Below are 11,175 nucleotides of genomic sequence, written 5' to 3'. Positions count from 1 at the left end.
TCGTGATACGTAAATTTTTGCTGCTGCTGGAAGGCAGCGTGTTGTTAGCTGGCTTGCTGGTTGCTTTTGCTGCCTGGCAGCAGCACACCGCGTTGCAGCAGCCCTTGAAGCTTACTGATGAGTACCTCGTTGACGTGCCTAATGGCGCGACTCCTGGTGGTGTTCTCAATCGTCTTGAGGCGGATGGCGTCCTTGATCAGGCCTTCTGGTTGCGCCTCTACTGGCGCTTTAACCTGCGCAATCAACCCTTGCACAGTGGCGAATACCGCCTAGTCCCTGGTGCTACGGCTAGCGATATGCTCGATCTATGGCGTCGCGGTGAGGTGTTGCAGTACAGCTTGACGCTGGTTGAGGGCTGGAATTTCCGTCAGGTGCGTGCGGCACTGGCACGCGAGAAACGTCTTGAGTTAACCCTGGGTGAGCTGAGCGATGCCGAGTTGATGAAGAAGCTTGGCCTGCCGGGTCTTAATCCAGAAGGCCGTTTCTTTCCTGACACCTACAGTTTTGTGCGCGGCATGAGTGACCTTGAGTTGCTTAAACAGGCGCATGTGCGGCTGGAGCAAGTGCTAGCTGAAGAGTGGGCGCAGCGCGCCAAGGATTTGCCCTATAAAGAACCTTACGACGCGCTGATCATGGCCTCGATGATCGAGAAGGAAACCGGTGTCCCGCAAGAGCGCGGCGAAATTGCCGGGGTGTTTGTCCGGCGTTTGCGTATCGGTATGCGCCTGCAGACTGATCCGACCGTCATCTATGGTATGGGTGAGCGTTACAATGGCCGCATCACCCGTAACGATCTTCGTCAGCCCACGGCCTACAACACCTACACCATCGACGGCATGCCGCCGACGCCGATCGCACTGGTCGGGCGTGAGGCGATTCATGCCGCGCTGAATCCTGTTGCGGGCAGTAGTCTGTATTTTGTTGCGCGGGGCGATGGCAGTCATGTGTTTTCCAATAGCCTTGAGCAACACAACCGAGCCGTGCGTGCGTATCAACTCAAGCGCCGTGCGGACTATCGTTCGAGCCCAGCCCCAGCAACATCTAATAATCAGTAAGGACAGCCTGTGAGCGGTTTGTTTATCACCCTTGAAGGCCCAGAGGGTGCCGGTAAAAGCACCAATCGTGACTACCTCGCTGAGCGTTTACGTGAGCAGGGTATTGATGTGCTGCTGACCCGTGAGCCGGGTGGTACTCCGTTGGCCGAGCGCGTGCGCGAGCTGCTGCTGGCGCCCAGTGAAGAGCCGATGGCTGCTGATACCGAGTTGCTATTGGTATTTGCGGCGCGTGCCCAGCACCTGGCGCAGGTCATTCGTCCAGCCTTGGCGCGTGGTTGTGTGGTGCTCTGTGATCGCTTTACTGATGCGACCTATGCCTACCAAGGCGGCGGCCGCGGCCTGTCTGAAACGCGTATCGCTTTATTGGAAGAGTTTGTACAGGGTTCGTTACGCCCCGACTTGACCCTGATATTTGATTTACCGATTGAAGTGGGCCTGGCCCGCGCAGCAGCACGTGGCAGGTTGGATCGTTTCGAACAGGAAGGCCGGCAGTTTTTTGATGCTGTGCGTCATACCTACCTGCGTCGCGCTGCAGAGCAACCGCAACGCTATCGCATTCTCGATGCTGCGCAATCCTTGGGTGACGTACAGCTCGCGCTGGACAAGCTATTGCCGCAGTTGCTGGAGCTGCAGCGTGGCTGATGCCTACCCCTGGCAAGACGCACTTTGGCAGCAATTGGCTGGGCGAAGCCAGCATGCCCATGCGTATCTGTTGCATGGTCCGGCGGGTATCGGTAAGCGCGCACTGGCTGAGCGCTTGATGGCGCGTTTGCTGTGCCAGCAACCCCGAGGGCTGAATGCCTGTGGTCAGTGCAAGTCTTGCCACCTGCTGGCGGCCGGCACCCATCCGGATAACTATATTTTGGAGCCGGAAGAGGCGGACAAAGCGATCAAGGTTGATCAGGTACGTGAGCTGGTCAGCTTTGTCGTGCAGACCGCACAGTTGGCGGGACGCAAGGTGGTGTTGGTCGAGCCGGCTGAGTCGATGAACATTAATGCGGCTAACGCGTTGCTAAAAAGCCTCGAAGAACCCTCCGGCAACACCGTGCTGCTGTTGATCAGCCATCAACCCAGTCGTCTTCTGCCTACGGTGAAAAGCCGCTGCGTACAGCAGGCCTGTCCACTGCCGAGTGAAGCGATGAGTTTGGCGTGGTTGCAACAGGCCTTGCCCGATTGCAGTGCAGAGGAGCATCACGAGTTGATGTTCCTCGCAGCTGGCTCGCCGCTAGTGGCGGTCAAGATGCATGGGCAGGGCGTGATCGCTCAGCGTGCTCAGGTGGTGGATGGCGTCAAGAAGCTACTCAAACAGCAGATATCACCCAGCCAGCTGGCCGAAAGCTGGAATGCAGTATCCCTGCAGTTGTTGTTCGATTGGTTCTGTCAGTGGTCACAGTTGATGCTGCGCTACCAACTCACTCGTGATGAAAGCGGTCTGGGGCAGGCCGATATGCGTAAGGTGGTGCAGTACCTGGCAGAGAAAGCTGCGCAGCCGAAAGTACTGAACATGCAGGATTGGGTGCTGGCGCAGCGTCAAAAAGTTATCGGCAAGGCTAACCTTAACCGTGTCTTGCTTCTCGAAGCCTTACTGGTGCAGTGGGCAAGCCTGCCCGGACCGGGCTAGAATCGGCCATTAAGTGAATAAAATCAGGAATGCCGCATGAGTCTGCCTCCTAACTTGGGCCCGCGTAACGGAATTTTGTCGTTAACAATCAAAGACAAATCCGTGCTTTATGCTGCTTATATGCCCTTTATCAAGAACGGCGGCCTGTTTATTCCGACGAATAAGAGCTACAAGCTCGGCGATGAAGTGTTCATGTTGCTCAATCTGATGGATGAGCCAGAAAAAATTCCGGTCGCCGGCAAGGTGGTTTGGATCACCCCTAAAGGTGCCCAGGGCAACCGTGCCGCAGGTGTCGGCGTGCAGTTCAATGACGGCGACAACACCGCGCGCAACAAGATTGAAACCTACCTGGCCGGCGCGCTGACTTCGGATCGTCCGACGCACACCATGTAAGTGTTCTCTCCTCCGTACCACCCCCGTGCCGTATTTAGCGGCACCGATTCTCAAGTGATTGTTCCCCATGCTAGTTGATTCCCACTGCCACCTTGATCGCCTCGATTTAGCCGCCCATAACGGTTCACTGGATGCGGCGCTGGATGCTGCACGTGCGCGCGGCGTGGGTCATTTTCTCTGTATCGGCGTCAGTGCTGACAATGCTGCAGCGGTCAAGGGCCTGGCTGAGCGTTACAGCGATGTTGATTGCTCGGTCGGTGTGCACCCATTGGATCTTGAGCCCGGTGCGGCTCCGGCGCTGGACTGGCTGCTTGGTGAGTTGAACCACCCGCTGGTCGTGGCCATTGGCGAGACCGGGCTGGATTATCACTATGAGCCGGAGTCCGCTGCGCAGCAGCAGGCGTCATTCCGCCTGCATCTAGATGCGGCGCGTATTACTGGTAAACCAGTGATTGTGCATACCCGTGAGGCGCGAGCGGATACTCTAACGTTGCTGCGTGAAGCCGCGCTGCCGCAAGCCGGTGTGCTGCATTGCTTTACCGAAGACTGGGAGATGGCCAAGACGGCCTTGGATCTCGGCTTCTACATCTCGCTGTCGGGTATCGTCACCTTCCGCAATGCTGAGGCGTTGCGTGAAGTCGCACGGCAAGTGCCTGCCGATCGGTTGTTGGTGGAAACCGATGCGCCTTATCTGGCGCCGATCCCGCACCGTGGCAAACCGAACCTGCCCGAGTATGTGCGTGATGTCGCTGAATACTTGGCGGTGCTACGCGGCGTCAGCTGCGAACAGCTGGCCGAGCAGACCACGGCAAACTTCAAGCGCCTGTTCCCTCTGGCGCGTGTGCGCTGAGAGCGCCAGTGTCTGAAGCGAAACTGCTTTGCGCAATCTTCCCTCCCGTAACGCCAAGCTTAAAGCGGACCCATCTATATGACAGGCAAAAAAAACCCGGACTCTGGGGGGGAGCCGGGTTAAGACCATTAGGAGTAAATCAAGGCACGCGGTCCACGGTACCTTGCCTGGCGGGACGCTTGGGGGGTACGTCACACACCAGTACACATGAGTATTGATGAAGATCGCTGATCGTCCAGGCCGTTTGCCGTCATTCTTAAACGTATTTGGAATACAGGCCGTGCTGTTGAGCGCTCAACCAATGGCCAGCTGCTGCAGCAGTTGCAGCGTTTCCTCGATTACGTACGGTTTAGTGTAGAAGTGTGGTGACAAGCGGACACCAGCACCGCGTTGTGCGCAGATCACCTGCTGCTGTTTCAAGCGCTCGAATAAGGCCGGCTGCGCCCAACCATCAAGACTGAAGTTCAGAATGCCGGCGCGCTGCAAGCGCGCCAAGGGGCTGTGAAGCCTAATGCCTGAGCACTTTTGCAGGCCATCGATCAACCATTGCATGCGTTCCTGCAAGGCTTGCTCGACCTGCGGCATGCCCACGTCTTCCAGTAGCGACAGACTGGCTTCAAGTGCCATGGTGCCGAGCATGTTTGGGCTGCCGCATTCAAAGCGTCGAGCGCTGTGCGCCGGCTCCCAGTCGCGGCGCTGGTAGTCGCCGGCATGTTCGAGCATATGCCAGCCGTATTCATGCAGTTTCAGCTGTGCGCGCAGGTCGCTACGGCAATAGAACACCCCGAGGCCCTCTGGGCCGAGCAGCCACTTATGGCCATCGGCCATGGCAAAGGCGCACTGGCTGGCTTGTACGTCGAAGGGCAGGGCGCCGAGTTGCTGGATGGCATCGACACACAACAGCACGCCACGCGCTTGGCAGCCGTGGCCTAGGTGTGGCAGATCCAGGCGCAGGCCGCTGGCGTACTGCACGGCACTAATCGCCATCAGTCGCGTGCGTGGCCTGCAGGCCGCGAGTAAGGCCGCTTCTGCATCGCCGCTATGGAGGTTGACTTGCACCACCTCGACGCCTTTGGGGGCTAGCGCCTCCCAGACAATCCGGTTGGAGGGGAACTCCTCGTCGCTGATGATTACCTGGTCGCCGGCTCGCCAATCCAAGCCGAAGGCGACAAATGACAGCGCCTCTGAGGTGTTTTTTACCAGGGCGATATCCGCGCAGGTCGGCGCGTTAAGCAGGCGCTGTAAACGCTCACGTAGACGTTGCTCAACCTGCAGCCACGTCGAGTAGTCGCGGGCGCCGGTTCTGGCGTTCTCGATGGCGAAACGGTTGACCGCATCGACGGCCCGCTGTGGCCACGGGGAGACGGCGGCGTGGTTCAAATAGCGAAGGCCGAGAAGTTGTGGGAACTCGTCATGAACTGCGTACATGGTCGGATGATCCGTGCAATTTGCCGTTAGTTAGGCATAATACGCGCCTTCGTTTTTTTGACCCTCTAGTCCTTTTATGCATAAAGAACCCCGCAAGGTCCGTGAGTTTCGCCGCCGCGAACAGGAAATTCTCGACACAGCACTGAAGCTTTTCCTTGAGCAGGGTGAAGACAGCGTGACTGTGGAGATGATTGCCGACACGGTTGGTATCGGTAAAGGCACCATCTATAAGCACTTCAAGTCCAAGGCCGAGATCTACCTGCGCCTGATGCTCGATTACGAGCGGGACTTGAATGAATTGCTGCATTCGGCTGACGTCGACCGCGATAAGGAAGCCTTGTCGCGTGCCTACTTTGAGTTCCGGATGCGTGACCCGCAGCGCTATCGCCTGTTCGATCGCCTGGAAGAAAAAGTGGTCAAGGGCAATCAGGTTCCGGAGATGGTCGAGCAGTTGCACAAGATCCGTGCCTCCAATTTCGAGCGCCTGACACTGCTGATCAAGGGCCGTATCTCCGAGGGCAAGCTGGAAGATGTGCCGCCGTATTTCCACTACTGTGCTGCTTGGGCGTTGGTTCACGGTGCTGTGGCGCTTTATCACTCGCCGTTCTGGAGCAATGTGCTGGAAGATCAGGAAGGCTTCTTCCAGTTCCTCATGGATATCGGCGTACGCATGGGCAACAAGCGCAAGCGTGAAGGCGATACGCCGAATAGCTGAGGCATTCAGCGCGTAGATAAGCGCTCAGCTGCGCTGGCAGCGACTCTATACTCGGTGCCTACCTTTATTGGAGTCGTACATGATCGTTGACCGTCAGGGCCGGCGCTTTCGTAACTTGCGTGTCAGTCTTACCGCCGCCTGTAACTATGCCTGCACCTACTGCGTGCCTAACGGCAAGCGCTTGGTGGCCGCGCAAGATGAACTCTCGGCAGATGCCATGCTGCGTGGCGTGGCTTATCTGATCGAAGCCGCAGGTATTGAGCGCGTACGCATTACCGGTGGAGAGCCGCTGGTTAGCCCCAAGTTGGAAGCCTTTCTGCGCGGTGTCAGCCAATTAGGCTTAGCTGATATCAGCCTGACCAGTAATGCTCAGTTGCTGACGCGTAAGCTGCCGTTGCTGCTTGAGTGCGGCATCCGCCGCTTGAATATTTCCTTAGATACTCTGAATGCTGAGGCATTCCGCAGTATTGCTCGTGGCGGTGATTTGGCCACTGTGCTCGAAGGTTTGCAGCAGGCTAGGGCTGCGGGGCTGCATATCAAGGTCAATATGGTGCCGTTACGCGACCAGAACCTCGACCAAGTCGTGCCAATGCTTGAGTACTGCCTGGCCAATGGCTTTGAGCTGCGTTTTATCGAGTTGATGCGCATGGGCCATCTGGCGCGCGACGGCAACGGCTTTCAGCGTCAGTTTGTTGGGATGCCCGAGTTGCTGGCGATGATAGCCGAGCGCTATGCCTTTACTCAGGCGGCTGCCCCTGTGGATGCCACGGCGCTGCGCTATGAGATTCCAGGGTTGGGTTTTTTTGGCGTGATCGCCAATGAGAGCGTGCCGTTCTGCCGCACCTGCTCGCGGCTGCGCTTGTCTTCGACGGGATGGCTGCATGGGTGTCTGTCGTCGAGTAATCGCCACTATGTCGGCGATCTGCTCGATAAGCCTCGGCATCAGGCGTTGCCTGCCTTACAGGGCCTGTTAGTCAAAGCCTTGGGTGACAAACAAGATGTGGCGTTTTCCGGCGGTGCCACTGTGATGAAGATTATTGGCGGCTGAGACTGCCGTCTGCGGTGAGTGAAGAGCATGCAAGATTTCCCCATCAGCTACATCGAACCGGTATTCCGGCCGCCCAGCGAAGCCCATTCACTTATCCTGCCCGTGACCAATGGCTGCTCTTGGAACAACTGTACGTTCTGTGAAATGTATACCCAGGAGCAGAAGAAATTCCGTGCCCGCGATGAGGCGCAGGTGCTTGAAGAGATTCGCCTGACTGGCGAGCGGATGATCGTGCAGCGGGTATTCCTGGCTGACGGTGATGCGCTGGTGATGCCGACGCGACGCTTGCTGACCATCCTTACCGCTATTCGTGAGCACATGCCCAGCGTCACCCGGGTGTCTAGCTATTGCTTACCGCGCAACCTGCGCAAGAAATCGGTCGACGAGCTCAAAGAGCTGTCCGATGCGGGGTTGGGTATGGCGTATGTCGGCTGTGAGTCGGGCGATGACGAGGTACTGGCGCTTGTGAACAAAGGCGAGACCTATGCGTCCAGCCTAAGTGCATTGGATAAGCTCGGCCAGGCTGGCATCGCTCGTTCAGTGATGATCCTCAACGGTTTAGGCGGTACGGTGTTGAGTGAGCAGCATGCTGATAATTCGGCGCGCTTGATGAGCGAGACTCAACCAGAGTTTCTCTCGACCCTGGTGGTGAGTTTTCCCCAGGGCGAGGCACGTTTTCGCCGAGGCTTCGCTGATTTCCAGGCGCTCAACCAACAGCAGTTGTTTGTCGAGGTAGAGCGCTTGTTGCAAGGCCTTGAGTTGCGCGATACGGTCTTTCGCAGTGATCACGCGTCCAATTACCTGGTGCTCAAGGGCACGTTGGGTGCCGATAAGCAGCGCTTGTTGGCGCAGGTGCGCCAAGCCATTGAGGCGCCGCAACAGGCGCATCTGCGCCAGGAGTGGCAGCGCGGACTGTAAGCAATGTGGCTGGCGTGAAACCTGCATCTAGGCTCCATCTGCCGGTTTTCCGTCGCTGGTTGCAGGAGAAATACGATGCGTAGCCTGTTGTTAATAGTTGGGGTGTTGCTGCTGGGCGGTTGCATGAAGGTCAGTGATCTGGCCGATAGCGCGATTTATCAGCTGCGTGATGTCGGAGTGCTCGACCACAGCCAGACCCGTCGTGCCAGCTCTTGGCGCTTGCAGGCAGACTCGTTTATCTATATTGCCCAGGGCCATTTCGTACCGCCAGGTGGCGCTTATCCACGGCCCAACGTGGTAGCCGAGGAAGCTTACAAAGGCTTCATTGAGTACTTCCCCATGGTGCGCCGCGCTAAGGCCCCGCTCGGCCTTGAAGAGTCACTTGCCGAGGCGCGTGAAGCCGGCGCGCACTATCTGCTCTATAGCCGCTTTGCCTATGCCGACGACCGCATCGGTACCATTGAAGAATGGGAAGACCAAGAAGCAGTGGATCGGTTGGGCACCGATCGCGGTGTGATTCAGTTGATGCTGATCGAAACCAATACGCGTTATTTGGTCGATACTGCACGTATTCGCGGCCGTGGAGGCTTGCTGACGCTTTATGATGCCAAGCCTGAGGATCTTATCGGTCCAGCGCTGCAGGATTATGCGCGGCGTTTGTTGGGTTTGGGGCGTTGAGGAGGGGCTGATGACTGACACAGATAAGGCCGGCAATCTGCTGGCGCAAATACCTAAAGGTGAGGGCAAAGCGCCACCGCCAGTGCATCTGTGGAACCCGGATTTCTGTGGCGATATCGACATGCGCATCGCCCGTGATGGCACCTGGTATTACATGGGCACACCGATTGGTCGTAAGCCGATGGTGAAGCTGTTCTCCACCATTATTCGTCGCGACGGCGATAAGTATGTGCTGGTAACGCCGGTGGAAATGGTCGGCATTCAGGTTGATGACGCGCCTTTTGTGGCAGTCAGCCTGCAGGTTGAAGGTGCGGGTGAGGCGCAGGTGCTGCGCTTTATCACCAATGTCGAAGATGAGGTGGTGGCAGGTAGCGAGCACCCGTTGCGGGTCGAGTTGGACGCGCTGACTGAGGAGCCTGCGCCTTACCTGCTTGTGCGAACCAATCTGGAGGCGCTGGTGCACCGCAATGTGTTCTACCAATTGGTCGAGCTGGCGGTTGTGCGGGAAATTGACGGTAAAGCGTGGCTGGGTGTGTGGAGCAGTGGTGAATTTTTCCCGATTGGTCCGCAGCCAGACTGACTGTTCGTGTGCTTTTAAGTCCACATAAAAAAGGCTCCCGAGGGAGCCTTTTTAGTGCCTTACATGTTGGGGTAGTTAGGCCCGCCTGTGCCTTCAGGGGCCACCCAGTTGATGTTCTGGGCGGGGTCCTTGATGTCACAGGTTTTGCAGTGCACGCAGTTCTGCGCGTTGATCTGGAACTTCTTCTCGCCGTCTTCCTGCGTGACGATTTCATAAACGCCAGCTGGGCAGTAGCGCTGCGCCGGCTCGTCATACATCGGCAGGTTTTTGCTCAGCGGAATGCTCGGGTCAGTAAGCATCAGGTGGCAGGGTTGTTCCTCTTCATGGTTAGTGTTGGAGAGGAATACTGAGCTGAGTTTGTCGAAGCTGAGCTTGCCATCTGGTTTCGGGTAGCTGATCTTCGGCGCGTCTGCAGCAAGCTTTAAGCAGGCATAGTCCGGCTTGGTGTCATGCAAGGTGAAGGGGATCTTGCCGCTAAAAATGTTTTGATCCACCCAGTTGAAACCACCACCAAGCAGCGGGCCGAACTTGTGAATTGCCGGGCCGAAATTGCGGCTGCTGAACAGTTCGTCATACAACCAGCTGGCCTTAAAGCCATCAACGTAGCCGGTCAGCTGGTCGCCACCTTCACTGCCAGCAAACAGCGCATCGGCCACGGCGTCAGCGGCGAGCATGCCTGACTTCATCGCGGTGTGGCTGCCTTTGATCTTGGCGAAGTTAAGGGTGCCGAGATCGCAACCAATCAGTGCGCCGCCGTTGAAGACCATTTTTGGCAGCGAGTTGAGGCCGCCCTTAGCGATGGCGCGGGCGCCGTAAGCAACGCGCTTACCGCCTTCCAGGTACTGAGCAACTACTGGGTGATGCTTGTAGCGCTGAAACTCATCGAACGGTGACAGGTGTGGATTGCTGTAAGACAGATCAACGATCAGGCCCACGACCACTTGATTGTTTTCCAAGTGATAGAGGAATGAACCGCCGGTGTTTTCGCTAGCAGTAATATCCAGCGGCCAGCCGGCCGTGTGAACGACCAGACCCTGCTCGTGTTTGGCTGGATCGATGTCCCAGATTTCTTTGAGGCCGATGCCGTAATGCTGAGCATCAGCTTCAGAATCGAGGTTGAATTTTTTGATTAGCTGCTTGCCGATATGGCCACGGCAGCCTTCAGCAAACAAGGTGTACTTGGCGCGCAGTTCCATGCCCGGGGTGTAGTAACCCTCTTTGGGGTTGCCTTCGCGGTCAACGCCAAGGTCACCGGTCAAGATGCCGTAGACCGAACCGTTTTCGTCGATCAGCGCTTCTTGGGCGGCAAAGCCTGGATAGATTTCAACGCCGAGGTTTTCCGCCTGTTGAGCCAGCCAGCGGCAGAAGTTACCAAGAGAAATAATGTAGTTGCCATGGTTGTGCATGGTCTTGGGTACAAACAAGTCAGGCACGCGAGTGGACTTGTCTGCGCTGGTCAGCACGTAGATATCATCACGCTTGACCGGGGTGTTCAGCGGGGCGCCCAGCTCTTTCCAGTCTGGGAATAACTCATTCAATGCGCGGGGCTCAAATACGGCACCGGAAAGAATGTGCGCGCCGACTTCGGAGCCTTTTTCGACCACGCAGACGCTAATTTCTTTGCCGGCTTCGGCTGCTTTCTGCTTCAGTCGGCAGGCGGCGGACAAACCAGCAGGGCCGGCGCCGACGATGACGACGTCGAATTCCATAAATTCGCGTTCCACAGGCTTTCTCCTACTCAAGGCTCTCTAATTTTATTTGGCGATCGAGCTCGTTCCATGAGCGATGCTGGCGCATTATATCCGCAGCCTCCCGATGCTCCAATACAAACGTTTGTTTGAATTTCCTGTAGGGCTGTTAGAATCTTACTACATCGCTTGCGATTGGCT

12 protein-coding genes are annotated in these 11,175 nt (G+C 57.0%); 10 read left to right on the top strand and 2 right to left on the bottom strand.

What is annotated here, in order from left to right:
* The first annotated feature begins 2 nt into the window (after positions 1 to 2).
* From mltG to BMZ32_RS00620, 5 genes are all read left to right on the top strand, one after another.
* Positions 3 to 1,055 (top strand): endolytic transglycosylase MltG, encoded by a 1,053-nt coding sequence (gene mltG / locus BMZ32_RS00640; RefSeq protein WP_090238109.1) that lies wholly within the window; start codon positions 3 to 5, stop codon positions 1,053 to 1,055.
* A gap of 9 nt (positions 1,056 to 1,064) precedes the next feature.
* The gene (tmk, locus tag BMZ32_RS00635) at positions 1,065 to 1,697 is read left to right on the top strand and encodes a dTMP kinase (protein WP_090238106.1); all 633 of its coding nucleotides are present in this window, start codon (positions 1,065 to 1,067) and stop codon (positions 1,695 to 1,697) included.
* The gene (locus BMZ32_RS00630) at positions 1,690 to 2,676 is read left to right on the top strand and encodes a DNA polymerase III subunit delta' (protein ID WP_090238103.1); all 987 of its coding nucleotides are present in this window, start codon (positions 1,690 to 1,692) and stop codon (positions 2,674 to 2,676) included. Before tmk ends, BMZ32_RS00630 begins: the two co-directional genes overlap by 8 nt.
* Before the next feature lie 36 nt (positions 2,677 to 2,712).
* The gene (locus BMZ32_RS00625; RefSeq protein ID WP_090238100.1) at positions 2,713 to 3,069 is read left to right on the top strand and encodes a PilZ domain-containing protein; all 357 of its coding nucleotides are present in this window, start codon (positions 2,713 to 2,715) and stop codon (positions 3,067 to 3,069) included.
* Positions 3,070 to 3,136: 67 nt separating this feature from the next.
* Positions 3,137 to 3,919, top strand: a complete 783-nt coding sequence (locus BMZ32_RS00620; protein ID WP_090238091.1) for a TatD family hydrolase — start codon at positions 3,137 to 3,139, stop codon at positions 3,917 to 3,919.
* A gap of 294 nt (positions 3,920 to 4,213) precedes the next feature.
* Here the strand turns inward: BMZ32_RS00620 and BMZ32_RS00615 are convergent, their stop codons facing one another.
* Positions 4,214 to 5,347, bottom strand: a complete 1,134-nt coding sequence (locus BMZ32_RS00615) for an aminotransferase class V-fold PLP-dependent enzyme (RefSeq protein WP_090238088.1) — start codon at positions 5,345 to 5,347, stop codon at positions 4,214 to 4,216.
* 76 nt (positions 5,348 to 5,423) lie between these two features.
* Here BMZ32_RS00615 and BMZ32_RS00610 point away from each other — a divergent pair, with 76 nt between their 5' ends.
* The 5 genes from BMZ32_RS00610 to BMZ32_RS00590 all read left to right on the top strand — a co-directional run bounded on the left by BMZ32_RS00610 (position 5,424) and on the right by BMZ32_RS00590 (position 9,286).
* The gene (locus BMZ32_RS00610; RefSeq protein ID WP_090238085.1) at positions 5,424 to 6,062 is read left to right on the top strand and encodes a TetR/AcrR family transcriptional regulator; all 639 of its coding nucleotides are present in this window, start codon (positions 5,424 to 5,426) and stop codon (positions 6,060 to 6,062) included.
* 79 nt (positions 6,063 to 6,141) lie between these two features.
* Complete coding sequence (locus BMZ32_RS00605; RefSeq protein WP_090238083.1) at positions 6,142 to 7,110, top strand: GTP 3',8-cyclase MoaA; 969 nt, start codon at positions 6,142 to 6,144, stop codon at positions 7,108 to 7,110.
* 27 nt (positions 7,111 to 7,137) lie between these two features.
* The gene (locus BMZ32_RS00600; protein ID WP_090238080.1) at positions 7,138 to 8,028 is read left to right on the top strand and encodes a radical SAM protein; all 891 of its coding nucleotides are present in this window, start codon (positions 7,138 to 7,140) and stop codon (positions 8,026 to 8,028) included.
* 75 nt (positions 8,029 to 8,103) lie between these two features.
* Positions 8,104 to 8,706 (top strand): DUF4823 domain-containing protein, encoded by a 603-nt coding sequence (locus BMZ32_RS00595; RefSeq protein ID WP_090238077.1) that lies wholly within the window; start codon positions 8,104 to 8,106, stop codon positions 8,704 to 8,706.
* 10 nt (positions 8,707 to 8,716) lie between these two features.
* A complete protein-coding gene (locus tag BMZ32_RS00590; protein WP_090238074.1) occupies positions 8,717 to 9,286 on the top strand; it encodes a DUF1285 domain-containing protein in 570 nt (189 codons plus the stop codon).
* A gap of 59 nt (positions 9,287 to 9,345) precedes the next feature.
* Here BMZ32_RS00590 and BMZ32_RS00585 read toward each other — a convergent pair whose 3' ends face one another.
* Entirely contained in the window at positions 9,346 to 11,010 is a 1,665-nt protein-coding gene (locus BMZ32_RS00585) for an electron transfer flavoprotein-ubiquinone oxidoreductase (RefSeq protein ID WP_090238071.1), read from the bottom strand.
* Positions 11,011 to 11,175 lie beyond the last annotated feature (165 nt).

Origin of the sequence: Pseudomonas guineae, assembly GCF_900113745.1 — a bacterium.
GTDB classification, from domain to species: domain Bacteria; phylum Pseudomonadota; class Gammaproteobacteria; order Pseudomonadales; family Pseudomonadaceae; genus Aquipseudomonas; species Aquipseudomonas guineae.
Note: the sequence above shows the minus strand (reverse complement) of the source record. Positions and strands in the feature narration are given on the sequence as shown.